The 23,426-nt window shown below is 69.8% G+C and carries 23 protein-coding genes and 3 tRNA genes; 19 read left to right on the top strand and 7 right to left on the bottom strand.

Annotation, left to right across the window (positions count from 1 at the left end; all coding sequences use genetic code 11):
- Positions 1 to 69: 69 nt before the first annotated feature.
- From EHF32_RS11210 to EHF32_RS11200, 3 genes are all read right to left on the bottom strand, one after another.
- Positions 70 to 142: transfer RNA gene (locus EHF32_RS11210), tRNA-Phe, on the bottom strand.
- 81 nt (positions 143 to 223) lie between these two features.
- A tRNA-Asp gene (locus EHF32_RS11205) sits at positions 224 to 297 on the bottom strand.
- A 27-nt stretch (positions 298 to 324) separates the two neighbouring features.
- A tRNA-Glu gene (locus EHF32_RS11200) sits at positions 325 to 397 on the bottom strand.
- Between the two features lie 224 nt (positions 398 to 621).
- Here EHF32_RS11200 and EHF32_RS11195 point away from each other — a divergent pair.
- On the top strand, positions 622 to 2,001 hold the full coding sequence (locus tag EHF32_RS11195; RefSeq protein WP_238343689.1) for a peptidoglycan DD-metalloendopeptidase family protein: 1,380 nt from the start codon (positions 622 to 624) through the stop codon (positions 1,999 to 2,001).
- A gap of 69 nt (positions 2,002 to 2,070) precedes the next feature.
- Here the strand turns inward: EHF32_RS11195 and EHF32_RS11190 are convergent, their stop codons facing one another.
- Complete coding sequence (locus EHF32_RS11190) at positions 2,071 to 2,604, bottom strand: inorganic diphosphatase (protein WP_137418254.1); 534 nt, start codon at positions 2,602 to 2,604, stop codon at positions 2,071 to 2,073.
- Between the two features lie 179 nt (positions 2,605 to 2,783).
- Here EHF32_RS11190 and tilS point away from each other — a divergent pair, with 179 nt between their 5' ends.
- From tilS to lysS, 13 genes are all read left to right on the top strand, one after another.
- On the top strand, positions 2,784 to 3,776 hold the full coding sequence (gene tilS / locus EHF32_RS11185) for a tRNA lysidine(34) synthetase TilS (RefSeq protein WP_137418253.1): 993 nt from the start codon (positions 2,784 to 2,786) through the stop codon (positions 3,774 to 3,776).
- Between the two features lie 49 nt (positions 3,777 to 3,825).
- Positions 3,826 to 4,377, top strand: a complete 552-nt coding sequence (hpt, locus tag EHF32_RS11180; RefSeq protein WP_137418252.1) for a hypoxanthine phosphoribosyltransferase — start codon at positions 3,826 to 3,828, stop codon at positions 4,375 to 4,377.
- A gap of 126 nt (positions 4,378 to 4,503) precedes the next feature.
- On the top strand, positions 4,504 to 6,510 hold the full coding sequence (gene ftsH / locus EHF32_RS11175) for an ATP-dependent zinc metalloprotease FtsH (RefSeq protein ID WP_137418251.1): 2,007 nt from the start codon (positions 4,504 to 4,506) through the stop codon (positions 6,508 to 6,510).
- A gap of 7 nt (positions 6,511 to 6,517) precedes the next feature.
- Positions 6,518 to 7,108: a GTP cyclohydrolase I gene (gene folE, locus EHF32_RS11170; RefSeq protein ID WP_137418250.1), complete on the top strand. Its 591-nt coding sequence runs from the start codon at positions 6,518 to 6,520 to the stop codon at positions 7,106 to 7,108.
- Between the two features lie 11 nt (positions 7,109 to 7,119).
- Positions 7,120 to 7,908, top strand: coding sequence for a dihydropteroate synthase (folP, locus tag EHF32_RS11165; protein WP_137419218.1), 789 nt, complete (start codon positions 7,120 to 7,122; stop codon positions 7,906 to 7,908).
- A complete protein-coding gene (gene folB / locus EHF32_RS11160) occupies positions 7,905 to 8,276 on the top strand; it encodes a dihydroneopterin aldolase (protein WP_137418249.1) in 372 nt (123 codons plus the stop codon). The genes folP and folB overlap by 4 nt, the downstream gene beginning before the upstream one ends.
- Complete coding sequence (gene folK, locus EHF32_RS11155) at positions 8,273 to 8,797, top strand: 2-amino-4-hydroxy-6-hydroxymethyldihydropteridine diphosphokinase (protein WP_137418248.1); 525 nt, start codon at positions 8,273 to 8,275, stop codon at positions 8,795 to 8,797. Before folB ends, folK begins: the two co-directional genes overlap by 4 nt.
- Entirely contained in the window at positions 8,794 to 9,285 is a 492-nt protein-coding gene (locus EHF32_RS11150; protein ID WP_137418247.1) for a DUF3180 domain-containing protein, read from the top strand. Before folK ends, EHF32_RS11150 begins: the two co-directional genes overlap by 4 nt.
- Positions 9,233 to 9,817, top strand: a complete 585-nt coding sequence (locus EHF32_RS11145) for a PH domain-containing protein (RefSeq protein WP_137418246.1) — start codon at positions 9,233 to 9,235, stop codon at positions 9,815 to 9,817. The genes EHF32_RS11150 and EHF32_RS11145 overlap by 53 nt, the downstream gene beginning before the upstream one ends.
- Positions 9,814 to 11,406, top strand: coding sequence for a PH domain-containing protein (locus tag EHF32_RS11140; protein WP_137418245.1), 1,593 nt, complete (start codon positions 9,814 to 9,816; stop codon positions 11,404 to 11,406). The genes EHF32_RS11145 and EHF32_RS11140 overlap by 4 nt, the downstream gene beginning before the upstream one ends.
- On the top strand, positions 11,403 to 12,110 hold the full coding sequence (locus EHF32_RS11135; protein ID WP_137418244.1) for a Rossmann-like and DUF2520 domain-containing protein: 708 nt from the start codon (positions 11,403 to 11,405) through the stop codon (positions 12,108 to 12,110). The genes EHF32_RS11140 and EHF32_RS11135 overlap by 4 nt, the downstream gene beginning before the upstream one ends.
- On the top strand, positions 12,107 to 12,955 hold the full coding sequence (gene panC / locus EHF32_RS11130; protein ID WP_137418243.1) for a pantoate--beta-alanine ligase: 849 nt from the start codon (positions 12,107 to 12,109) through the stop codon (positions 12,953 to 12,955). The genes EHF32_RS11135 and panC overlap by 4 nt, the downstream gene beginning before the upstream one ends.
- Before the next feature lie 73 nt (positions 12,956 to 13,028).
- Positions 13,029 to 14,591: a lysine--tRNA ligase gene (gene lysS, locus EHF32_RS11125; protein WP_137418242.1), complete on the top strand. Its 1,563-nt coding sequence runs from the start codon at positions 13,029 to 13,031 to the stop codon at positions 14,589 to 14,591.
- 1 nt (position 14,592) lies between these two features.
- On the opposite strand, the gene EHF32_RS11120 is transcribed toward lysS, so the two are convergent.
- A complete protein-coding gene (locus EHF32_RS11120; RefSeq protein WP_137418241.1) occupies positions 14,593 to 15,705 on the bottom strand; it encodes a DUF4192 family protein in 1,113 nt (370 codons plus the stop codon).
- 99 nt (positions 15,706 to 15,804) lie between these two features.
- Here EHF32_RS11120 and EHF32_RS11115 point away from each other — a divergent pair, with 99 nt between their 5' ends.
- The 4 genes from EHF32_RS11115 (at position 15,805) to EHF32_RS16090 (ending at position 19,585) form a co-directional block, all read left to right on the top strand.
- Positions 15,805 to 15,987, top strand: a complete 183-nt coding sequence (locus tag EHF32_RS11115; protein ID WP_137418240.1) for a hypothetical protein — start codon at positions 15,805 to 15,807, stop codon at positions 15,985 to 15,987.
- A 67-nt stretch (positions 15,988 to 16,054) separates the two neighbouring features.
- Positions 16,055 to 17,524, top strand: coding sequence for a cardiolipin synthase (gene cls / locus EHF32_RS11110; RefSeq protein ID WP_137418239.1), 1,470 nt, complete (start codon positions 16,055 to 16,057; stop codon positions 17,522 to 17,524).
- Between the two features lie 116 nt (positions 17,525 to 17,640).
- Positions 17,641 to 18,339: a hypothetical protein gene (locus tag EHF32_RS11105; RefSeq protein WP_137418238.1), complete on the top strand. Its 699-nt coding sequence runs from the start codon at positions 17,641 to 17,643 to the stop codon at positions 18,337 to 18,339.
- A 691-nt stretch (positions 18,340 to 19,030) separates the two neighbouring features.
- Positions 19,031 to 19,585: a hypothetical protein gene (locus EHF32_RS16090; protein ID WP_238343688.1), complete on the top strand. Its 555-nt coding sequence runs from the start codon at positions 19,031 to 19,033 to the stop codon at positions 19,583 to 19,585.
- A gap of 221 nt (positions 19,586 to 19,806) precedes the next feature.
- On the opposite strand, the gene EHF32_RS11095 is transcribed toward EHF32_RS16090, so the two are convergent.
- Together EHF32_RS11095 and EHF32_RS11090 are read right to left on the bottom strand one after the other, a co-directional pair.
- Entirely contained in the window at positions 19,807 to 20,037 is a 231-nt protein-coding gene (locus EHF32_RS11095; RefSeq protein WP_137418236.1) for a helix-turn-helix domain-containing protein, read from the bottom strand.
- Positions 20,034 to 20,654 (bottom strand): hypothetical protein, encoded by a 621-nt coding sequence (locus EHF32_RS11090; RefSeq protein ID WP_137418235.1) that lies wholly within the window; start codon positions 20,652 to 20,654, stop codon positions 20,034 to 20,036. Before EHF32_RS11090 ends, EHF32_RS11095 begins: the two co-directional genes overlap by 4 nt.
- A gap of 198 nt (positions 20,655 to 20,852) precedes the next feature.
- Here EHF32_RS11090 and EHF32_RS11085 point away from each other — a divergent pair, with 198 nt between their 5' ends.
- Positions 20,853 to 23,378 (top strand): ATP-dependent Clp protease ATP-binding subunit, encoded by a 2,526-nt coding sequence (locus tag EHF32_RS11085; RefSeq protein ID WP_137418234.1) that lies wholly within the window; start codon positions 20,853 to 20,855, stop codon positions 23,376 to 23,378.
- The last annotated feature ends 48 nt before the right edge of the window (positions 23,379 to 23,426 follow it).

The raw sequence follows: 23,426 nt of genomic DNA, 5'->3' as shown, positions 1-23,426 counted from the left end.
GCAAAGCAAAACCCCCGCCATGTAAAAGCTAGGCGAGGGTTTCTGGGACCGTTGTAACGACGGTCCTTGTGGCTCCGACGGGCGTCGATCCCGTGACCTCACGATTTTCAGTCGTGCGCTCTACCAACTGAGCTACAGAGCCCCGCAGCATCCGTATCGCGCGAGGCGACGCGATGCCGCGTCCTAAACGAAAGGCCCTTCGAGAAGGGCCCGTCGCTCAGAGCGACCCTGACGGGACTTGAACCCGCGACCTCCGCCGTGACAGGGCGGCACGCTAACCAACTGCGCTACAGGGCCATGCTTGTTTAATTGTATTCGGTTGTGTGACCCCAACGGGATTCGAACCCGTGCTACCGCCGTGAAAGGGCGGCGTCCTAGGCCGCTAAACGATGGGGCCGGATGAACCCTTCGGGCTCACGCTTACCGAAGAGCAAGCATAGGCGAGGTTCCAGCAAATGCGAAATCGGGTCTGAACGCCCGCGCGCGTCGCTGCCCGGCGGGCCGTCGATGAGGGGAGAGGATGGCGCGGGACCGCCCGCATCCTGCGCTCGAGGAACCCGTTGCGGATGTGACTGATGTTGTTAGTGTTGTCGGTGTTGGGCCGGTGAATGAGGGGCTGTTGTGTCTGCCGAAGATCTGTCCGGAGCGGAAGAGGACTGCGGTTGCGGCCCCACCGCCCAAGAGAAGCGCGCCCTCTGGCCCACAATGACCCGCCGTGTGGCCCTGGGAGCCGGCGCACTCGGAGTCGTCGGACTCGCTGCGCTGGCCGGCCCGCTCCAGCCTCGTGCGTTCGCGATCGAGGGCTATCCCTCGTGGGATGACGTTCAGAACGCGAAGAACAACGAAGCGGCGAAGAACGCCGAGATCCAGCGCATCGAGACGCTCATCGCGCAGCTTCAGGCCGACGTCGCCGCCAAGCAGGCGATCGCCGACCAGAAGTCGCAGGAGTACTTCACCGCGCAGCAGGCCTACTTCGACGCGGCCGCCCGCGCCGACAGCCTGCAGTCGCAGGCCGACACCCAAGCCGCCGCGGCGACGGAGGCGGCGAACAAGGCGGGACGCGTCGCCAGCCAGCTCTACAAGGCCGGAGGCGACGACACGTCGCTCCAGCTCTTCTTCGCGGGCTCCGCGGCCGGTGCCGACGACCTGCTCGCCCGCCTCGGCACGATGGACAAGCTCCTCGAGCGCAACCAGGACGTGTACGCGGCCGCCGTCTCGGCCAGAAACGCCGCTCAGTCGCTCACCGCGCAGGCCACCTCCGCCCGCGACGAGCGCGACAAGCTCCAGAAGGCCGCCGAGCAGGCCATGCAGGAGGCGCAGGCCGCAGCGGATGCCGCTCAGGCCGCCCTCGACGCGCAGAACCAGAACCTCGGCACGCTGCAGGCGCAGCTGGCCGCGCTCAAGGACACGACCGCGAAGACCGTCGCCGACTACCAGGCCGGTGTCGTCGAGCAGCAGCGCCGCGATGCCGAGCGTGCATGGATCCTCGCCGAACAGCGTCGCATCGCGGCCGAAGAGGCGGCGAAGAACAACCCGGCGCCGAGCCCGGGCGGTGGAGGCGGCGGTGGCGGTGGCGGCGGCGGTTCAGGCTGGGTGCGGCCCGCCGGCGGCAGCATCACGTCCGAGTACGGCCAGCGCTACGCCCAGTGCGGTCCGAGCTACTGCGCGAGCAGCTTCCACTACGGCACCGACTTCGGCGCCGGATGCTGGGGCAACATCTACGCGGCGTCCTCCGGGACGGTGACCTTCGCCGGCGGCAACGGCGGCTACGGAAACTACATCCGCATCGACCACGGCGGCGGCTACGGCACCGGCTACGCCCACATCTCGAATGGCGGCATCTACGTGTCGCGCGGCCAGTGGGTCAACGCCGGCGACGTCATCGCGGGCGTCGGCAACACCGGCAACTCCTTCGGCTGCCACCTGCACTTCGAGGTCTACACCCCGAGCGGAACCGTCAACCCCCGGCCGTTCATGGCGGCGCGCGGCGTCGGCTTCTGAGCCGGAGACCCAGACAGAAAGAGAGCGGATGCGGCCGGTGCCGCATCCGCTCTCTTCGTCTGAGGGATCTCAGAGGGAGTTCGGGGCCTGGCCCTCACCCTGCGTCTTGGTCTGACCCTCGTGCTCCTCGAAGCGCGCGAAGGCCTCCGACACGAGGCGCTCAGCCTCGGCCGCGTTCGCCCACTCGTCGACCTTGACCCACTTGTTGGGCTCGAGGTCCTTGTAGTGCTCGAAGAAGTGGCCGATCTCGCCCTTGGTCCACTCGTCGATGTCGTCGACGTCCTGGATGTGGGCCCAGCGCGGGTCCTTCGCCAGCACGGCGACGACCTTGTCGTCACCGCCGGCCTCGTCGCTCATCTTCAGCACGGCGACGGGGCGCACCTTCGCGAGCACGCCGGGGTAGATGTCGCGGTCGAGCAGCACGAGCACGTCGAGCGGGTCGCCGTCCTCGCCGAGGGTGTTCTCGAAGAAGCCGTAGTTGCTGGGGTAGCCCATGGGCGTGAACAGAACGCGGTCCAGGAAGACCCGGCCCGTGCCGTGGTCGACCTCGTACTTCACGCGGCTGCCGCGCGGGATCTCGATGACGGCGTCGTATGCGCCCATTCCTGTGCTCCTTCGGAAGTTCAGCGGATTCGCCACACAGCCTAGTCGGCCCGCTTCGGCGGTTCCGCGGGCAGGACTCAGCCAGAACCCGGGAAAGGAGGCGCGGAACCGATCCGGAAGCGCGCTCTGGCAGAGCCGTGCCGGCGGGCGCTCGCCGCCCTCGCCAGTAGCGTGGTGACATGCGACCCGGACTCGACCCCGCCACCGCCGAGGTGCGCCGCGCCGTCCGCACCGCGCTAGAACCCCGGCGCGGACAGACCGTCGTCGTCGGGCTCTCGGGCGGGGCCGACTCCCTCGCCCTCACGACGGCCGTCGCCTTCGAAGCCGTCGCCCTCGACGTGCGCGCGATCGCAGTGACGGTCGATCACGGACTCCAGGACGGATCGGATGCGGTCGCCGCCCGCGCCGCAGACCTCGCCCGAGGGCTCGGGCTCGCCGCCGAGGTCGTGCGGGTCGACGTGTCGGCCGCGGGGGAGGGGCCGGAGGCCGCCGCTCGCACCGCCCGTCGCGCCGCGCTCGCGGAGGCCGCGTCGCGACTCGACGCGTCCGCCGTGCTGCTGGCCCACACCCTCGACGACCAGGCCGAGACCGTGCTGCTCGGGCTCGCCCGCGGCTCGGGGGCGACGAGCCTCGGCGGGATGGCCCCGGAGCGCCGGGATGACGCCGGCCTCACGTGGCTCCGTCCGTTGCTGAGCGTCTCGCGCGCCACGACCCTCGCCGCCTGCACCGCGGCCGGACTGCAACCGTGGCACGATCCGCACAACGACGACCCCGCCTTCACCCGGGTACGGGTGCGTCAGCGGGTGCTGCCGGTGCTCGAGCGCGAGCTGGGCCCCGGCATCGCAGATGCCCTCGCGCGGACCGCCGAGCAGCTGCGAGAGGATGCGGCCGCCTTCGCCGAGATGATCGACGAGACCATCGAGGACATCGTCGAGCCCGCCGAGGCGGGGATCGCCGTCTCGGTCGCAGCCCTCGCCGCCAACCCGTCGGCGCTGCGCACCCGCATCCTGCGCCACGTCGTGGCCAGCGAGTTCCACGTCTCGCTCACGCACCGTCAGACGCAGGAGGTCGAGCGGCTGGTCACCGACTGGCACGGCCAGGGGCCCATCGACCTCCCCGCCTGCCGCGCGGCCCGCGTCGGCGGGCGGATCGTGTTCAGCGCCTCGACCTGACCCGGCCGACGCACAGGGCGCCGCCGGAGTCGGCACCTAGAATCGACCCATGCGCGCAGCGGACATCGCAGACGACCTCACGACCGTTCTCGCCACCGAGGAGCAGATCCTCGCCAAGCTCGAGGAGATCGCGGCCCAGGTGGCCACCGACTACGAGGGCAAGGACCTCGTGCTCGTAGGGGTCCTCAAGGGCGCGATCATGGTCATGGCCGACTTCTCCCGCGCCCTGCCGACCCTCGTGCCGATGGACTGGATGGCCGTCTCCTCCTACGGCACCGGCACCCGCTCGAGCGGCGTCGTGCAGATCCGCAAGGACCTCGACACCGACATCCACGACAAGCACGTGCTCATCGTCGAGGACATCATCGACTCGGGCCTCACGCTCAGCTGGCTGCTGGAGAACTTCGCGGCCCGCGGCGCCGCATCCGTCGAGGTCTTCGCGCTGTTCCGCAAGCCCGAGGCCGCCAAGGTGCAGGTCGATTGCCGCTACGTCGGTTTCGAGATCCCCAACGAGTTCGTCGTCGGCTACGGCCTCGACTACGCCGAGCGCTATCGCAACCTGCGCGACGTCGCGGTGCTCGCCCCGCACGTCTACAGCTGATCGCAGGGGCCGCGCGCCCTGTACGCCGTGGGCGAATGCACAGACCCGGCATAGAGAGCCCGCGCTACCCTGAAACGACCGTCGGGAGGCGGTACGTCGACGAAAGGGCCGGGGTCTCCCCGCGAAATGGACTTCAAGAAGATCACGCGCAACCCGCTCCTGTACGTCCTGGTGATCGGGCTGTTCCTCATCGTTGGTTTCTCGCTCATCTCGAGCCTGGGCGCGGCGAAGCAGATCACGACCCAGCAGGGCCTCGAACTGCTCAGCGGCTCCACGGTCACCGAGGTGACCAACACCGACGGTGATCAGCGCGTCGACCTGAAGCTGTCCCAGCCCTACGAGGGCGCGAACGACGTGCAGTTCTACTACGTCGGTGCCCGAGCCGACGAGGTGGTCAAGGCCATCGACGCCGCCAAGCCGTCCGACGGGTACAACGACGTCGTCCCCCGCGCCACCTGGTTCGACGGTCTCATCTCGCTCCTGCTGCCGATCCTGCTGCTCGGCATCATCTTCTGGTTCCTCATCTCCTCCGCTCAGGGCGGCGGCAGCAAGGTCATGCAGTTCGGCAAGTCCCGCGCGAAGCTCGTGACCAAGGAGTCCCCGACCGTCACGTTCCAGGATGTGGCCGGCTCCGACGAGGCCATCGAAGAGATGCAGGAGATCAAGGACTTCCTGAAGGACCCCACCAAGTTCCAGGCGCTGGGTGCCCGCATCCCCAAGGGCGTGCTGCTGTACGGCCCTCCCGGAACCGGTAAGACCCTGCTCGCGCGCGCCGTCGCCGGCGAGGCGGGGGTGCCCTTCTACTCGATCTCCGGCTCCGACTTCGTCGAGATGTTCGTCGGTGTCGGCGCCAGCCGTGTGCGCGACCTGTTCAACCAGGCCAAGGAGAGCGCCCCGGCGATCATCTTCATCGACGAGATCGACGCCGTCGGTCGTCACCGTGGCGCCGGTCTCGGCGGCGGTCACGACGAGCGCGAGCAGACGCTGAACCAGATGCTCGTCGAGATGGACGGCTTCGACCCGAAGGCGAACGTCATCGTCATCGCCGCGACGAACCGTCCCGACATCCTCGACCCCGCGCTGCTGCGCCCGGGCCGCTTCGACCGTCAGATCGGCGTCGACGCCCCCGACCTCAAGGGCCGCAAGCAGATCCTCGAGGTGCACGGCCGCGGCAAGCCGCTGGCGGACTCGGTCGACCTCGAGGTCGTCGCCCGCAAGACCCCCGGCTTCACCGGCGCCGACCTCGCCAACGTGCTCAACGAGGCTGCCCTGCTCACGGCGCGCTCCGACGCCCAGCTCATCGACAACCGCGCCCTCGACGAGGCGATCGACCGCGTGATCGCGGGCCCGCAGCGTCGCACGCGCGTGATGAAGGACAAGGAGAAGCTCATCACGGCGTACCACGAGGGCGGTCACGCGCTCGCTGCGGCGGCGATGAACCACACCGATCCGGTCACGAAGGTCACGATCCTGCCCCGTGGCAAGGCGCTCGGCTACACGATGGTGCTGCCCGTAGACGACAAGTACTCCGTCACCCGCAACGAGCTGCAGGACCAGCTGACCTACGCGATGGGTGGTCGCGTCGCCGAGGAGATCGTCTTCCACGACCCCACCACCGGCGCCTCGAACGACATCGAGAAGGCCACCAACATCGCTCGCAAGATGGTCACCGAGTACGGCATGACCACGGATGTGGGTCCGGTCAAGCTCGGCGGGTCCTCCGGCGAGGTCTTCATGGGCCGCGACATGGGCCACGGCCGCGACTTCAGCGAGCGTGTGGCCGAGCGCGTCGATGTGCAGGTGCGGGCTCTCATCGAGCAGGCCCACAACGAGGCATACCAGGTCATCAACGACAACCGCGACATCCTCGACAAGCTCGCCCTCGCGCTCCTCGAGAAGGAGACGTTGGATCACATCGAGCTCGCCGAGATCTTCTCGGATGTGAAGCGCCTGCCCCCGCGCCCGCAGTGGCTGTCCAGCTCCGAGCGCCCGGTCTCGCCGCTGCCGCCCGTCGACGTGCCGGCGCGTGCGCCGCAGGTCGGTGTGGCCGCAGCGCAGGAGGCGGATGCGGCGGCCGCCCCCGCGACGCCGCGTCAGCGTCCGTCGGGTCAGGCTCGTCCCGCGACCGCGTAAGGCCGTCGTGGCCGTCGACCGTCCTCGCGTCGCGGACCTCGTCCGCCAGCTGCTCGAGGCGATCGGGGAGGATCCCGATCGCCCCGGGTTGAAGCAGACCCCGCATCGGGTCTCGGAGCTGTACGCCGACTTCTTCGCCGGCGTCGGCGAGGACGCGTCCGAACCGCTCGCCCACACCATCTCGGTGGCGCAGGGGCCGGCGCCGGACACCCTCCCGTCGGGACCCGTCGTGCTGCGCGACGTACGCTTCCGCTCGGTGTGCGAGCATCACCTCCTGCCGTTCGCGGGCAAGGCGCACCTCGCCTACCTGCCCGCCGAGCGTGTGGTCGGACTCGGGGCGCTGCCGCGCGTGGTCGACATCCTCGCCTCCCGCCCGCAGGTGCAGGAACGCCTCGGCGAGCAGATCGCGGACGCGATCGCCCAGGGCGTGGCTGCACGCGGGGTGCTGGTCGTGCTCGACGCGTCGCACGAGTGCGTCACGATGCGCGGCGGACGCCAGGTCGATGCGACCACGGTGACCATCGCGGCCCGTGGCGAGCTCGCCGAGCCCGCGGCGCGCGCCGAACTCATCGCCCTGATCGCAGGAGGAGCCTCGTGAGCTGTCTGATCATGGGCATCGTCAACGTCACGCCGGACTCCTTCAGCGACGGCGGCCGTTTCCTCGCCCATGAGGAGGCGGTGCGCCACGCGCTGCGGCTGGTGGGTGAGGGCGCGCAGATCATCGACGTGGGCGGCGAGTCCACCAGACCCGGCGCGGAGCGCGTGGGCGTCGAGGTGGAGCAGGAGCGCATCCTGCCGGTCGTGCACGCGCTCACCGAGTCCGGGGTGACCGTGAGCGTCGACACGATGAACGCGGCGACCGCGGCCGCCGCCGTGGCCGCGGGTGCGCGGATCATCAACGACGTCTCCGGCGGACTGTCGGACCCCTCGATCCTGGATGTGGCCGCCGACGCGCACGTGGACATCGTGCTCGGGCACTGGCGGGGCCACTCCGACGACATGTACGCCCCGGCGCAGTACCGCGATCTGGCCCGCGAGGTGACGGGAGAGCTCATCGCACGGATGGAGGCCGCGGCATCCGCCGGCATCCCGCCGTCTCGCCTGGTGCTCGACCCCGGCGTCGGCTTCGCCAAGCGCGGCGCGCAGAACTGGGAGATGCTGCGGGCTCTGCCGCAGGTGGTCGGGATCGGTCCGCGCGTGCTCGTGGGCACGAGCCGAAAGCGGTTCCTCGGCGAGACGCTCGGCACCGACGATCTCGTCCGTCGCGACCGGGCCACCGCCGTCACCAGCGCACTGGCCGCCCACGCCGGCGCCTGGGGAGTGCGCGTCCACGATGTGCAGGCCACCGCCGACGCCCTCGCGATCGCGGAGGCGTGGCGCTCGGGAGGAGCAGGATGAGCCGCGACACGATCACCCTCACGGGCCTCCGCGCCCCCGGCTTCCACGGCGTCTACGCCGATGAGAAGCGTGACGGACAGGAGTTCGTCGTCGACGTCACGATGCGCCTCGACCTCGCCCCGGCAGCCGCGAGCGACGACGTCGCCGACACGGTGCACTACGGCGAGATCGCCGAGGAGGTCGTGGCCGTCGTCACGGGCGAGCCGGTCGATCTCATCGAGACGCTCGCCGCCCGCATCGCCGCCGTCGTGCTGGCGCGCCCGCTCGTCGACGAGGTCACGGTCACGGTGCACAAGCCGCAGGCGCCCATCACGGTCCCGTTCACCGATGCGGCCGTCACGATCGTGCGCGCCCGAGGCGAGCGATGAACCGCCGGCTCGCCCAGGGCTTCGCCGGCTCGTCCGTGCCGGCGGGGGCCGCATCCGTCACGGCGGTGATCGCGCTGGGCTCCAACCTGGGCGATCGCGGCGCGCTGCTGGACGAGGCGGCGGCCGACCTCTCGCGGCTCCCGCTGACGACGAACGTGCGCGTCGCTCCCGTCATGGAGACCGTGGCGGTGCGTCCCGACGGACCCGACCCCGACGCGCCCCGCTACCTGAACACCGTCGCGCTGGTGGACACCCGCCTCGCGCCCTCCGTGCTGCTGGAGTTCCTCCACCGCATCGAGGCCGACCACGGCAGGCGCCGCCGTGAGCGGTGGGGCGATCGCACGCTCGATCTCGATCTCATCGCCCACGGCGATGTGCGCTCGGACACGGCGACGCTGACGCTGCCGCATCCGCGCGCCGCCGAGCGCGACTTCGTCCTGCGGCCCTGGCTCGCCCTCGACGCCGATGCGGTGCTGCCCGGTGTCGGCCGTGTCTCCGACCTCGTCGAGGCGCTGTCATGAAGCGCACCTCGCCCGCATCCCTCGCGATCGCCGTCGTCCTCGGCGCGGGCGTCGGCTTCCTCATCGACCAGGTGCTGACGGCGTCCGGGCAGGCGACGTTCACCCCCGTTCTGACGCTGCCGATCCTGTTGGCGCTGCTCGGCGCGCTCGTGCTGGTGCTCGGCATCGGGGTACGGCGCGCGACGCGCGGACGCTCGGCCGTCCCGATCGATCCGTTCCGAGCCGTGCGCATCGCGATGCTCGCCAAGGCTGCGAGCATCGTCGGTGCGGCGATGGGCGGCGTCGCGATCGGGCTCTCGGTCTTCCTGCTGACGCGGCCCGTCATCCCCTCGGTAGGCTCGTTCAGCACCCTGATCGCGACGATCGTGGCCTGCGTCTTCCTCGTCGCGGCCGCTTTGGTGGCCGAGAGTCTGTGCACGATCCGGAAGGACGACGATGACGAACCCGACGCCGGGAGCCCCGGAGGCGACACCCTCTCCCACCTCTGACGAGGCGGTGCTGGATGCGGGCACCTTCGACGAACTGCTCGAGTCCCGTCGGGAGGGACTCTTCGTGCGCGACGGGTCGTGGCACCAGCTCGCCCGCGCCTACCGGACCGTGCAGCTGATCTCGCTCACCGCGGCGCTCGTGCTCGTAGCGGTCGCGGCGCCGATCATCGCGGCGGTCACCGGCACCGGCTGGGTGTGGATCCCCGCGGGCGTGCTGTTGGTCGTGCTGGCCATCACGCTCATCCTGACCCCGCGCCAGATCCGCTCGTTCGGCTACCGGCTGCGCGAGAACGATCTCGTGCTGCGCCGCGGCATCCTCTTCCAGCGCGTCGTCGCCGTTCCCTACGGACGCATGCAGCTCGTCGACATCACCCACGGTCCCCTCGATCGTGCCTTCGGCATCGCGCAGCTCAAGCTCGTGACCGCGGCCGCCGCATCCGCCGTCGTGATCCCGGGGCTCACGCAGGATGCGGCCGAGAAGCTGCGCGACGTGCTGATCGCGGTCGCGGAATCCCGGCGGACGGGACTGTGACCGAACCGGATGTGGGCCGCTCGGCGCTGAGCGACGGCGAGTGGCATCGACTGCACCCGCTGACGCCGCTGCTTCGCGGCGGACTGTTCCTGGTCGTCGTCCTCGGCTTCATCGTCGCCAATCTGCGCGACCGGTTGATCGAGATCTTCGCGCCCTGGCTGGCGCCCGGGTTCGCGGGTCCGGTTCCGGGCGACCCGGTGGACTACGTGCTCGGCCACGACCTGGTGCTGCTCGCGCTGGCCGTCGTGCTGCTGGTGGTCGTAGCCCTCATCCTCGTGTTCTGGATGTCGTGGCGGTTCCACACCTTCCGCATCACCGGCGACGACGTCGAGGTGCGTTCCGGTGTTGTCTTCCGCACCAACCGGCGGGCGCCGCTCGACCGCGTGCAGGGCGTGAACCTCACGCGTCCTCTGGTCGCGCGCCTGCTCGGTCTCGCGAAGCTCGAGGTCGTCGGCGCGGGCCTCGACGCCAACGTGCGCCTCGAGTACCTCTCGACCTCCAACGCGGAACAGGTGCGCGCCGACATCCTGCGCCTCGCTTCCGGCCGCGCCCTCGGTGAGAGCCGACCGAGCGGCGCCGCGACGTCGTGGCGCTCGGCGGCCGTGCAGACCGCCTCGCAGGCGATGGACTCGCTCGTCGCGGGAACCGACGAGCCTGAGGTGGAGCCCGCATCCGTCGTCCGCATCCCGCCCGGCCGGGTCATCGGCTCCATGCTCCTGCGCGACTCGACCGTGGTGGTGTTGGCGATCATGATCGCGCTCGCGGTCTGGGCGGCGACGGGCCCGGGCTGGCTCGTGTTTGCGATCCTCCCCACGATGATCGGATTCGCCACCTACGTCGGCCGGGGGACGGTGCGTGCCCTGCGCTACGCGATCGCGCCGACCGACCACGGCGTGCGCATCGTGTTCGGCATCCTCACGACCGTGACCGAGATCCTTCCGCCGGGGCGGGTGCACGCGGTGCGTGTGCACCAGCCGATCCTCTGGCGTCCCGCGGGATGGTGGACGATCACCGTCAACCGGCTGTCCGGCTCGCGCGCGGGCCAGGAGGCGGCGGAGGCGTTCACCCGTGTGCTGCCGGTCGGCACCCGCGAAGACGCCGAGCGGGTCGTCGCGTTGCTGCTGCCCTGGCTCGACGACGCCGAACGCGCGCTCCTGTTCGAGCGCGGTCTGCTCGGCGCCGCCGACGACCCCGTCTTCATCACGACGCCGCGCCGCGCCCGCATCCTGCGTCCCGTGTCGTGGCGGCGCAACGGCTTCGCCGTGACGGATGCGGCGCTGTTCCTGCGCCGCGGGAGATTCTGGCGTTCGCTCGTCGTCGTGCCGCTCGCCCGGCTGCAGTCCTTCGCGCTGCAGCAGGGGCCGATCGACCGCGCGTTGCGGGTGGCGTCCACCCGGGCGCACACCGTCGCCGGAGCGGTCGACACGAGCCTCGGCGCGATCGACGTCGAGGCGGCGCGGGGGATGTTCGAGGATGTGGCGCGTCGCGCGGTGACGGCCGCGCAGAGTGACAGGTCGCACCGGTGGTTCGTCGAGGATGCGACGACCGTCCGACCGGGCGACGGACGGGATGAGGAGGAGAACGGATGAGGCGTGACGGCCGTCTGGGCGTCGGAGTGATCGGTGCGGGGCGGGTGGGACCCATCATGGCGGCCGCTCTTGGCGGTGCGGGGCACGCGCTCACCGGCATCACCGCTGGCAGCGACCAGGACCGCGTCGAGGCGATCCTGCCCGGAGTGCCGGTGCTGGACGCGGCGGAGGTGCTCCGGCGCAGCGAACTCGTCGTGCTCGCCGTTCCGCACGAGGAGCTGCCCTCGCTCGTGGCGGGCCTGGCCGAGCTCGGCGGCTGGCAGCCCGGCCAGCTCGTGCTGCACACCGACCCCGGCTACGGCACCGAGGTGCTCGCCCCCGCGCAGCGGCTCGGCGCGATCGGACTCGCCGTGCATCCCGCCATCACCTTCACCGGGACGACGATCGACCTGCGCCAGCTCGCCGCCTCGTACGCGGCCGTCACGGCGCCCGCCGCCGTCCTGCCGATCGCGCAGGCGCTCGCGGTGGAGATCGGCTGCGAGCCGGTCGTGATCGCCGAGGCCGACCGGCCCGCGTACGCGGAGGCGATCGCGACCGCGACCGAGTTCTCCCGCGTGATCGTGCAGCAGGCGACGGGGCTGCTCGCGGGCATCGGCGTCGAGAACCCTGGCGGATACCTGTCGGCGCTCGTGCGCTCGACGGTCGACGACGCCCTGACACGCGCGGATCCGCGCGGACCCGTGGGCGATACGATCGACGGATGATCCGCACCATCGCGGAGCTGCGCACCCGACTGGCAGAGGCCAGAGCCGCGGCTCCCCAGGGCACGCGTGTCGCACTCGTCTCGACGATCGGTGCGCTGCACGACGGCCACACAGACCTCATCCGCACCGCGCGTGAGAACGCCGGGATCGTGGTGGTCTCCTCGTTCGTGAACCCGCTGCGCTTCGCCACGCACGCCGAGTACGAGGCCTATCCGCGCACGCCCGACGCGGATGCCGCGCTGCTCGAGCGGCTCGGCGTGGACCTCGTGTTCGCTCCGGATGCGGCCGAGCTGCTGCCCGCGGGCAAGGCCACGACGAAGGTGAGCGCGGGGGATCTCGGCCTGCGCTACGAGGGACGGGTGCGTCCCTTCTACTTCGACGGACTGCTGACCGTCGAGGCGCAGCTGCTGAACCTGGTGCGCCCCGACGTCGCCGTCTACGGCGAACGCGACCGCCAGCGCGTGTTCCTCGTGCGCCGGATGGTGCGCGAGCTCTTCTTCGACGTCGAGATCGTCGAGGCCGAGACGGTGCGAAGCGCAGACGGCGTGCCGATCTCCACGCGGCTGGACACGCTCGACGCGGCCGATCGCGCCGCCGCCGCGCTCCTGCCGCGCGCGCTCGAGGCCGCCGCATCCAACGCCGACCGCGACGTCGACGCGTGCATCGCAGCGGCGCAGAGCGCGCTCATGGGCGAGTCCCGCATCCGGCTCGAGTATCTGAACGTCGTCGACCCGGCGACGTTCCTGCCCGTCGACGAGGGTCACCAAGGCCCCGCGCTCGCCCTGATCGCCGCCTCCGTCGGTGGCCACCGTTTCGTCGACAACGCCGAGATCTTCGTGCGCTGAGCCCCTCCGACGGCAACCGGGCACCGCAGGCGCCCCGGATAGACTTGACGGCGACTTCCGAGGAGCCCCCACGATGACCTCTCAGCCCGAGAACACCGCGCCCGCCGAGACCCCCGACGAGGACGTCTTCGAGCAGAAGGCGGTGCGACTGGCCAAGCGCGAGCGACTCATCGCGGAGCGGACGGATGCGGCGGGCGGGGCCTACCCCGTCTCCGTCGCCGTGACCGACACGATCCCCGCGCTGCGGAAGCGTTTCGCGAGCCTGGAGGCGGGCGAGGAGACCGGCGTCATCGCCGGCGTCGCCGGCCGCGTCGTCTTCAGCCGCAACACCGGCAAGCTCTGCTTCGCGTCGCTGCAGTCGGGCGACGGCAGTCGCATCCAGGCCATGGTGTCGCTCGCCGCCGTCGGCGAGGAGTCGCTGCAGCGCTGGAAGGAGCTCGTCGACCTCGGCGACCACGTGTTCGTGCGCGGCCAGGTCATCTCCAGCCGCCGCGGCGAGCTCTCGATCATGGTCGAGGACTGGCAGATCGCGTCGAAGGCGCTGCTGCCGCTGCCGAACCTGCACTCCGAGCTGAACGAGGAGACGCGCGTGCGCTCGCGCTTCCTCGATCTCATCGTGCGCGACCAGGCGCGGGCGACCGTGCGCACCCGCGCCGCCGTCAACGCGAGCCTGCGCGAGACCTTCGCGGGGCACGAGTTCATCGAGGTCGAGACGCCGATGCTGCAGGTGCAGCACGGTGGCGCATCGGCGCGTCCGTTCGTGACGCACTCCAACGCCTTCGACACGGAGCTCTATCTGCGCATCGCCCCGGAGCTGTTCCTCAAGCGCGCCGTCGTCGGCGGGCTCGACCGGGTGTTCGAGATCAACCGCAACTTCCGCAATGAGGGCGCGGACTCGACCCACAGCCCCGAGTTCGCGATGCTCGAGGCCTACGAGTCGTACAGCGACTACAACGGCATCGCCGATCTCACGCAGGAGCTCATCCAGAACGCGGCCGCGGCCACCAACCGCCTCGCCGGACGTCCGGAGGCCGGCCACGTCGTGACCTGGGCCGACGGGACCGAGTACGACCTCGGCGGCAACTGGGACCGCATCTCGATGTACGACTCGCTCAACGATGCGCTCGCCGCATCCGAGATCGATGCCGATCCCATCACCCCGCAGACGCCCGTCGCCGAGCTCGCCCGCATCGCCGATGCCGCCGGTGTCGACGAGCCGCCGCACGCGACCCACGGCAAGTACGTGGAAGAGCTGTGGGAGCACTTCGTCAAGACGCACCTGGTGCGCCCGACGTTCGTCATGGACTTCCCGCTCGACACCAGCCCGCTCGTGCGCGAGCACCGCTCGATCCCCGGTGTCGTGGAGAAGTGGGACCTCTACGTGCGCGGCTTCGAGCTCGCCACCGGCTACTCCGAGCTCATCGACCCCGTCATCCAGCGCGAGCGTTTCGTCGAGCAGGCGAAGCTGGCCGCGCGCGGCGACGACGAGGCCATGCGCATCGACGAGGAGTTCCTGCGGGCGATGGAGCACGGCATGCCTCCCATGGGCGGCATGGGCATGGGCATCGACCGACTGCTGATGGCCGTGACCGGTCTCGGCATCCGCGAGACCATCCTCTTCCCGCTCGTTAAGTGAGTCAGCCGGGCTGAGCCCGGAACGCCCAGTCGGGCAGATGCCCCGCGTCGACCATCGACAGCACGATGAGCGAGAGGCCGTGCTCAGCGTCGATGGCCAACGCCTGCTCGCAGTAGCGGGCGGCGTGGGTGGAGCGCCCGAGCGCCCAGGAGAGCCAAGCGCCCGCAGCGAGTGCTCCGGGACGACACGCGGCGGGAGCCGATGAGGCCGCGAGCCGGCATACCTCCAACGCACCGGTCAGTCGATCGACGTCGGGGCGCGCCCCCTCGCCCATCATCCAGGCGCCCAGCTCGTCCGGGTACGCGACACCGGCCTCCCACTCCTGCTGCGCGATGAGCGCCGCATCCCCGCCGTCGACGCCGCGCACCCACGTGGCCAGTGCGATGTCACGGAGGGCCGGGCGCGCCAGGCACCAGATCAGCAGCGCGAGATCCTGCACGTCGGCGCGCTCCGCGCCGGCCGCGTCGCCCGGCGGCACCGGACCTCGGGGCGTGAGCCACGTCTCGAAGAACGCGGGCAGATCCTCCAGGGCGAGGGAGGCGACGAGGGCGTCGGGATGGATGCGGGCGTCCGCCGGGCGTGACCCGTTCAGCACCCACTCCAGCGCGCGGGCGCACTCGGTCAACGCCCGGCCGACCCGCTCGCTCCGCGCGAGGTCGACGTGCGGCAGGGACGCCCCTGCCCCCTGGTCGCCGTCGGGGCGATGCGCGCCCGCATCCGGGTCGGCCGCGATCTCTCCGCCGAGGGCCGGATCGAGGTAGGAGCGCCAGCGTCCGGAGGAGATGTGGAGCGCATCGATGCGGCGCAGCCCGCACGCCTGTGCCCTGATCTCCAGCGCCGCCACGAGCTCCGCATGCGTCGGGGTGTCGGCGTCGTCGTACACGAGCACGGCGTAGGCGTCGGTGTGCTCGACGCGGCAGGCGAACCCGATGAGGGTCGAGGCCACCGCATCCGTGTCGGCCGCCGCGGGCGGCAGATCGACGCGAAGGCCGCCGCCGGTGCGGCCCGCGCTGAAGGGGATCAGCACGACGCTGTGTCGCGGCTCGTAGCCGAGCAGCCGGGGAACCAGAGAGAGGAAGTCGGCCGCATCCCGGGCCTTGATGATCGTGGTCATGCATCGAGGCTGCGCGGTCGCGGCCGCCAGGGGTCCGATCGCACAGGCCGCCGCGCCGGGCCCGGCCGGTGTGGAGGAGCCGTCGCGTACCATGGAGGAGTGGAGAACATCTGGGTCGCGGCGCTGTGGTCGATTCTGCCGACCATCGTCGTGACGGCGACGTTCTTCTTCATCGTGCGTTCGATCCTGCGTATGGACCGCACCGAGCGCCGCGTCTATTCGGAGATCGAGGCCGAAGAACGCGCCAAGCGCGGCCTGCCTCCGATCGCCTCCGACCACTGAGCGCCCACCACGCGGGTCTGGTGCGCCCGGCCGCTACGCTGAGCAGGATGCGGGCGGGGGAGACGACATGATCAACATCGACATCGATCTCGGATCGTGGTGGCTGGTCGCCGTCTTCGTCTTCGATGTCGTGATCCGCATCGCGGCCATCATCATCGTCCCCCGCAACCGGCGCCCCACGGCGGCCATGGCGTGGCTGCTGGCGATCTACTTCATCCCCGTGATCGGTGTCGTGCTCTTCCTGGTGATCGGCACACCGCGCCTGCCGCGCAAGCGCCGTCGCAAGCAGCGCGCGATCAACGAGTACATCCAGCAGGCCACGGCGGGGCTCGATCACGGCACGCTGCGTCCCGGTGCGCCGGGCTGGTTCACCTCGCTCGTGCGGCTGAACACGAACCTCGGGGCCATGCCGCTCTCCGGTGACAACGAGGCTCACCTCATCGCCGACTACCAGGAGAGCCTCGACGCGATGGCCGATGCCATCCGCAGCGCCCGGCGTTACGTGCACGTCGAGTTCTACATCCTCCAGTCGGATGCCTCGACCGACAACTTCTTCCGTGCGCTGGAAGAGGTGCGCGAGCGCGGCGTCACCGTACGGGTGCTGCTGGATCACTGGGCCAACAGGGGGAAGCCCTTCTACCGGCGCACCCTGAAGCGCCTCGACGCGATGGGGGCGCAGTGGCATCTGATGCTTCCCGTGCAGCCCCTGCGCGGCAAGTATCAGCGTCCCGACCTGCGCAACCACCGCAAGCTCCTCGTCGTCGACGGCGACATCGCCTTCATGGGCTCGCAGAACGTCACCGATTCGACGTACAACCTGCGCAAGAACATCCGTCGAGGCCTGCACTGGGTCGATCTCATGGTGCGCCTCGAGGGGCCGGTCGTCGGCAGCGTCAACGCCGTCTTCCTCTCGGACTGGTACAGCGAGACCGACGAGCTGCTGACGGAGGAGGTCGACGAGTTCGACCTGCGCCGGGCCACCGGTGATCTCGACTGCCAGATCGTGCCGAGCGGTCCGGGGTTCGAGTTCGAGAACAACCTGCGCCTGTTCCTCGGGCTCATGTACGCCGCGAAGGAGCGGATCATCCTCGTCAGCCCGTACTTCGTGCCGGACGAGTCGATCCTCAACGCCATCACGACCGCCTGCCACCGCGGCGTCGAGGTCGAGCTGTTCGTCTCCGAAGAGGGCGACCAGGCGATGGTCTACCACGCTCAGCGCAGCTACTACGAGGTGCTGCTGCGCGCGGGCGTGCGCATCTGGATGTACCGCAAGCCCTACATCCTGCACACCAAGGCCATGACGATCGACGACGAGGTCGCGGTCATCGGATCGAGCAACATGGACATGCGCTCGTTCGGTCTGAACATGGAGATCTCGATGCTCGTGCGCGGCGAGGAGTTCGTCGAGGAGATGCGGCAGGTCGAAGACCACTACCGCAACCTCAGCACCGAGCTCACCCTCGAGGAGTGGCTGCGCCAGCCCCTGCGCTCCACGGTGCTCGACAACCTCGCCCGGTTGACGTCGGCTCTGCAGTAGCGGTGATCGTGACCCGGCCGTTACCGGGCTTTCCGGTGATGCGCAGGCCGCTGCGACAAGATGAGAGGCCGGAGGTCGCGTCGCGGCCGCATCCGTAAATCTCTGAGGGAGCCGTCATGCGCCGCACCACGACCCTGCTCACCATCACCGGCTCGTTGCTCGTCGCCGCCGGCATGCTCACCGGATGCGCGGGCGACGCCGCACCCGGCGAGTCCGCCGTCGCCGACCTGCAGCTGGATGCGGGCTGGGTCGACAGCGGCCGGATGATCGCCGTGGTGACCGAGGGCAGCTCCACCTGTGTGCCTGTCGCGGAGACGCCCACCTTCGCGGACGGCGTCATCTCGGTGAGCTTCGACGACGCAGCCGGCGACGCCGGCCGAGCCTGCACGAAGGACCTCGTGCCGCGCGTCACGCTCGTCGGTGTGCCGGAGGGCGTCGATCCCGCGCAGGCGACCCGTGTGGACGTGAGCTACGGCAACGCATCCGGCAGCGTCGAGCTGCCAGGGGTCGAGGGCCTCGCCGGCCCCGGCACGCAGACGGATTTCCTGCCGAGCGCGGGATGGCTCACCTCGGGCGGATTCGCGCTCGTGACGTGGGGTTCCTCCTCCTGCGCGCCCGCCGTGGACACGATCGAGAAGACGGCTGACGCCGAGATCACGCTCACCTTCCAGACCCCAGCCGCGGACCGCGCCTGCACGATGGATATGGCCCCGCGTGCGCTCATCGGTTCCGCCGAGGGGGTGGCCGAGGGAGCCGGCGTCGAGCTCGTGCTCGTCGGCGACACGTTCGAGACCACCCGCGTCCCCGTTCTCTGACTCCCCGCCGCTCCGGGGCTCCCGGCGGCGGCTTCCGCTGCCGCCCTCCTCGGTGGTGCAGTCGGACGTCAGCTGCTTCGCCTGTCACAGATCGACGAAATCGGCTCGATTTGTGACAGGTGAGTGGCTGGTCCGGATGCTCCCCTGTCGCAGACAGATCACTTCGGTCCGATCTGGGGCAGGCGAGTCTTGGGGGCTCGCGCATCGTGCGGCGCGGGAACGTTTCTCCACACGTGCTCGCTGCGGCGTGTCGACGTGGGGATGAGCAGCCGTCGCTCCGACGTGCATCCAGTGTGGAGCCGTGTCAGGAGGCCTCCCCCACGATCTCGGACCCGCATTTCGTGTGGGTGCCGCACGGAAGCTCGGTGTTTCCGAGGCGACGCTACGTGCGCCCGATCTGCTGCGACCGTTCCACGGTGTTCGCGCGAAGGAGCGTGAGCTCCCCGCTCAGTGGCGCGGTGGCCTTCTCGGCGTCCATGAGGCTCGCCACATCGGACGAGCCATGGATTTCGCGACTCAGATGGGCGCACACGAGTTCTTCACCCACGCGACGGCGGCGGTTCTCCTTGGGCTGCCGTTGCCGCCTCGCTTGGTTCGCGACGACGCGGTGCATGTGGGGGTGCTGGCTCCGCGGCGTCCTCCGCGGGGACGTGGTGTGGCCGGTCACCAGGCGGTCCCTGACCTCACCTCAGTGGTTCAGCATCGCGAGACCGGTCTGCATCTCACCTCGCCGTCGACGACCTGGGCGATGCTGGCCGCATCCCTTCGCCATCCCTACGACGTGGTAGCCATCGGTGATGCCGTCTTGCGCAACTGGCGCCTCCAGCCGCTGGCGTCGTTTGCGGAGATGAGCCGAGCAGTGGATGCGGGACGGAGGGTCGGGGTGGGTCGTCTCCGGGAGGCGCTCCCACGTCTGCGCGCCAGATCGGGCTCACGACCGGAGACGTGGCTCCGGCTCACGATCGTCGATGCAGGACTGCCCGAACCGGATCTGAACGTCGACGTGTTCGTGGCGGGCGAGTATGTCGCGTGCGTCGACCTCGCGTATCCGCAGCGTCGCATCGCGTTCGAGTACGAGGGTGAGCACCACCTGCGTGACCCGCGTCAGTGGGCGTTGGACATCGAGCGTTATGAGCGTCTCGCCGCGGCCGGGTGGCTCGTCATCCGGGCAACGAAGCAGGACGTCTTCGAGCAGTCCGGTCGCTTCATCGCACGCGCCCGTCGTGCGCTCGCGTCCCGATGGTGATGCCGCGCCGCGGAGGCCGTGCTCACCTGTCACAGATCGACGCCGAATGCGCGATCTGTGACAGGTGAGCGGGACAAACCCTCGCTCCCCTGTCACAGATCTAAGCGTTCGCGTCGATCTGTGACAGGGGAAGACGAGGGGTGACGGACCCCGGAGGTGCGGGCGTGGGGAGGGGTGACGGCCCCCGGAGGTGGGGGCGCAGGCGGCGGCTGACGGAGGGGTCAGTCCTGGCGGACGAGGAGGTCGCCGATCTCGCAGTCGAGGGCGCGGCAGATCGCCGACAGCGTCGAGTAGCGAATGGCGCGGGCCCGGTCGTTCTTCAGCACCGACAGGTTCACCACCGAGACCCCGACCGTGCGCGACAGCTCCGCCAGGGTCATGCCCCGTTCGGTCAGCAGTTCGTCGAGCCGGCAGTGGACGCCGCTGGGGCCCTCGTCCTCGGCGGGGCTCATACGAGGCCCTCGGTGTCGCGCTGCAGCCGGTCGCCGACCGTGAACACGGTGCTGGCCATCGCCACGATGAAGGCGGCGAGAATCACCGGCGGCAGGTCCACGCTCATGACGGGGTTGTCGAACGTGCCCTGCGAGATGTCGCGGAACGCGTCGTTGGCGACGATGTTGCCGAAGAACGGCTCGCCGAACAGGCCTGCGAGCCCCGACGCGCCCGCGGCGACGACGAGCACCGTGTTGCGGCCGCTGAACACCCGCCCCCGCATCACCGAGAGGGTCACCAGCAGCAGGCAGACCACGAGTGCGGTGACGGATGCGGCGAGCACGAGCTGCTGGATCACCAGAGCCCCCGTGCCCGCGACCGACAAGGCGCCCGGGGTGATCCACGCGCGCTCCAACAGGATGTCGCGCATCGCCCCGTCGGGTCCGATGGGAGCGGCGACCGTCGTGCCGGAGAACAGCGCCTCGACGGGAAGCGCCTTGCCGCTGAGCGCATCGACGATCCGCCCGATCGCGAAGAAGAGCGTGACTCCGACGACCGCGATCCCTGCGCCGACGAAGATCCACATCGCGGCGATGTCGCTGCCGCGCAGCACGCGGGCTTGAGTGGGGGTGGTCATGAGGTCCTCCCTGGCATATCGAATATCGTTGTTATCGAAAAACGATATGGCAAGACGGGTGTGACCGCAAGCGGCGGATGCGGTGCGCCCACGGCGAACACGGGCTTGCCGCATCCGTGCTCTGGTTAGCCTCGATGTACAGCGCGCCGGAGGGTGCGCCCGATGTTGGCGTCACCTGGCGCCGGAGGAGTAGCCGCGATGTTCGAGAGATTCACCGACCGAGCCCGTCGCGTGGTTGTGCTCGCCCAGGAAGAGGCGAAGATGCTCAACCACAACTACATCGGTACCGAGCACATCCTGCTCGGTCTCATCCATGAGGGCGAGGGCGTCGCCGCCAAGGCGCTTGAGAGCCTGGGCATCTCGCTCGACGCCGTGCGCGAGCAGGTCCAGGACATCATCGGCCAGGGTCAGCAGCAGCCGACCGGCCACATCCCCTTCACGCCGCGCGCGAAGAAGGTGCTGGAGTTGAGCCTTCGCGAGGCGCTGCAGCTGGGCCACAACTACATCGGTACCGAGCACATCCTGCTCGGCCTCATCCGCGAGGGCGAGGGCGTCGCCGCCCAGGTGCTCGTCAAGCTCGGTGCCGACCTCAACAAGGTACGTCAGCAGGTCATCCAGCTGCTGAGCGGCTACCAGGGCAAGGAGCCCGCGGGCGTCGCCACCGGCGCCGGCGAGCAGGCCACGACCGGTGCGCAGGGCGGCTCGGCCGTGCTCGACCAGTTCGGCCGCAACCTCACCCAGGCCGCGCGCGACAACAAGCTCGACCCGGTCATCGGGCGCGAGAAGGAGATCGAGCGCGTGATGCAGATCCTCTCGCGCCGCTCCAAGAACAACCCCGTCCTCATCGGTGAGCCCGGCGTCGGAAAGACGGCCGTGGTCGAGGGCCTCGCGCAGGCGATCGTGAAGGGCGACGTGCCCGAGACGCTGAAGGACAAGCAGGTCTACTCGCTCGATCTCGGCTCCCTCATCGCCGGCTCCCGTTACCGCGGTGACTTCGAGGAGCGCCTGAAGAAGGTCACGAAGGAGATCCGCACCCGCGGCGACATCATCGTCTTCATCGACGAGATCCACACCCTCGTGGGTGCGGGTGCCGCCGAAGGCGCGATCGACGCCGCATCCATCCTCAAGCCGCTGCTCGCGCGCGGCGAGCTGCAGACGATCGGTGCGACGACCCTCGACGAGTACCGCAAGCACTTCGAGAAGGATGCGGCCCTCGAGCGCCGCTTCCAGCCGATCCAGGTCGCCGAGCCGAGCCTGCCCCACGCGATTAACATCCTGAAGGGGCTGCGCGACCGCTACGAGGCGCACCACAAGGTGCAGATCACGGACGGTGCGATCGTCGCCGCCGCGAACCTCGCCGACCGGTACATCTCGGACCGCTTCCTGCCCGACAAGGCGATCGACCTGATCGACGAGGCCGGCGCGCGCCTGCGCCTGTCGATCCTCTCGAGCCCGCCCGAGCTGCGCGAGTTCGACGAGAAGATCGCCAAGGTGCGCGAGCAGAAGGAAGCCGCATCCGAGGAGCAGGACTTCGAGAAGGCCGCATCCCTGCGTGACGAGGAGAAGTCGCTGCTCGCTGAGCGGCTGCGCCTCGAGAAGCAGTGGAAGAACGGCGATGTCGCGACGACCGCGGTCGTCGACGAGGGCCTGATCGCCGAGGTGCTGGCCCAGGCCACGGGCATCCCGGTGTTCAAGCTGACGGAGGAGGAGACCAGCCGTCTCGTCTTCATGGAGAAGGCGCTGCACCAGCGCGTCATCGGTCAGGAAGAGGCGATCGCGGCCCTCAGCCGCACGATCCGTCGTCAGCGCGCCGGCCTCAAGGACCCTAAGCGTCCCAGCGGCTCGTTCATCTTCGCCGGGCCCACGGGCGTCGGAAAGACCGAGCTCGCCAAGGCGCTCGCCGAGTTCCTGTTCGACGACGAGGGTGCGCTCATCTCGCTCGACATGAGCGAATTCGGTGAGAAGCACACCGTGTCCCGGCTGTTCGGTGCCCCTCCCGGATTCGTCGGTTTCGAAGAGGGCGGCCAGCTCACCGAGAAGGTGCGCCGCAAGCCGTTCTCCGTGGTGCTGTTCGACGAGATCGAGAAGGCGCACCCCGACATCTTCAACTCGCTGCTGCAGATCCTCGAAGAGGGTCGTCTGACCGATGGTCAGGGCCGCGTCGTCGACTTCAAGAACACGGTGATCATCATGACCACCAACCTCGGTTCGCAGGCCATCGCCGGCGGCCCGGTCGGGTTCCAGGTCGAAGGCAACGCGCAGACGACCTACGAGCGGATGAAGGGCAAGGTCGACGAGGAGCTGAAGCGTCACTTCAAGCCCGAGTTCCTCAACCGTGTCGACGACGTCATCGTCTTCCCGCAGCTGAACAAGTCGGAACTGCGCCAGATCGTGGGTCTGTTCACCAAGCGTCTCGCCGAGCGTCTGCTCGACCGCGACCTCACGGTGGAGCTGTCGGATGCGGCCAAGGACCGCCTCATCGAGATCGGGTTCGACCCGACGCTCGGTGCGCGTCCGCTGCGCCGTGCGATGCAGCGCGAGGTCGAGGACCAGCTCAGCGAGAAGATTCTCCACGGCGAGCTGAACGCAGGCGACCACGTGAAGGTCGACGCCGAGGGCGGCCGGTTCACGTTCGACATCGCGCCGCGCGGCGAGAAGGTCGCGCTCGGCGCGGGCGTCGCCGGCGAGATCTCGGCGACGCCGGACATCGTCGCCGGAAGCTGACACCGCACACGCACGAAGGGCCGGATGCACACCGCATCCGGCCCTTCG

Origin of the sequence: Microbacterium sp. RG1 (assembly GCF_005347485.1) — a bacterium.
Lineage (GTDB): Bacteria > Actinomycetota > Actinomycetes > Actinomycetales > Microbacteriaceae > Microbacterium > Microbacterium binotii_A.
The sequence above is the reverse complement of the archived record's forward strand: the minus strand, read 5'-3'. Positions and strand labels throughout refer to the sequence as shown.

What these genes read in the sequence shown, in the direction of transcription:
- EHF32_RS11190 (WP_137418254.1), bottom strand. Translation starts at nt 2,604, where the DNA reads ATGGGCGCATACGACGCCGTCATCGAGATCCCGCGCGGCAGCCGCGTG.
- tilS (WP_137418253.1), top strand. Translation starts at nt 2,784, where the DNA reads ATGCGACCCGGACTCGACCCCGCCACCGCCGAGGTGCGCCGCGCCGTC.
- hpt (WP_137418252.1), top strand. Translation starts at nt 3,826, where the DNA reads ATGCGCGCAGCGGACATCGCAGACGACCTCACGACCGTTCTCGCCACC.
- ftsH (WP_137418251.1), top strand. Translation starts at nt 4,504, where the DNA reads ATGGACTTCAAGAAGATCACGCGCAACCCGCTCCTGTACGTCCTGGTG.
- folP (WP_137419218.1), top strand. Translation starts at nt 7,120, where the DNA reads ATGGGCATCGTCAACGTCACGCCGGACTCCTTCAGCGACGGCGGCCGT.
- folB (WP_137418249.1), top strand. Translation starts at nt 7,905, where the DNA reads ATGAGCCGCGACACGATCACCCTCACGGGCCTCCGCGCCCCCGGCTTC.
- folK (WP_137418248.1), top strand. Translation starts at nt 8,273, where the DNA reads ATGAACCGCCGGCTCGCCCAGGGCTTCGCCGGCTCGTCCGTGCCGGCG.
- EHF32_RS11150 (WP_137418247.1), top strand. Translation starts at nt 8,794, where the DNA reads ATGAAGCGCACCTCGCCCGCATCCCTCGCGATCGCCGTCGTCCTCGGC.
- EHF32_RS11145 (WP_137418246.1), top strand. Translation starts at nt 9,233, where the DNA reads ATGACGAACCCGACGCCGGGAGCCCCGGAGGCGACACCCTCTCCCACC.
- EHF32_RS11135 (WP_137418244.1), top strand. Translation starts at nt 11,403, where the DNA reads ATGAGGCGTGACGGCCGTCTGGGCGTCGGAGTGATCGGTGCGGGGCGG.
- panC (WP_137418243.1), top strand. Translation starts at nt 12,107, where the DNA reads ATGATCCGCACCATCGCGGAGCTGCGCACCCGACTGGCAGAGGCCAGA.
- lysS (WP_137418242.1), top strand. Translation starts at nt 13,029, where the DNA reads ATGACCTCTCAGCCCGAGAACACCGCGCCCGCCGAGACCCCCGACGAG.
- EHF32_RS11120 (WP_137418241.1), bottom strand. Translation starts at nt 15,705, where the DNA reads ATGACCACGATCATCAAGGCCCGGGATGCGGCCGACTTCCTCTCTCTG.
- cls (WP_137418239.1), top strand. Translation starts at nt 16,055, where the DNA reads ATGATCAACATCGACATCGATCTCGGATCGTGGTGGCTGGTCGCCGTC.
- EHF32_RS11105 (WP_137418238.1), top strand. Translation starts at nt 17,641, where the DNA reads ATGCGCCGCACCACGACCCTGCTCACCATCACCGGCTCGTTGCTCGTC.
- EHF32_RS11095 (WP_137418236.1), bottom strand. Translation starts at nt 20,037, where the DNA reads ATGAGCCCCGCCGAGGACGAGGGCCCCAGCGGCGTCCACTGCCGGCTC.
- EHF32_RS11090 (WP_137418235.1), bottom strand. Translation starts at nt 20,654, where the DNA reads ATGACCACCCCCACTCAAGCCCGCGTGCTGCGCGGCAGCGACATCGCC.
- EHF32_RS11085 (WP_137418234.1), top strand. Translation starts at nt 20,853, where the DNA reads ATGTTCGAGAGATTCACCGACCGAGCCCGTCGCGTGGTTGTGCTCGCC.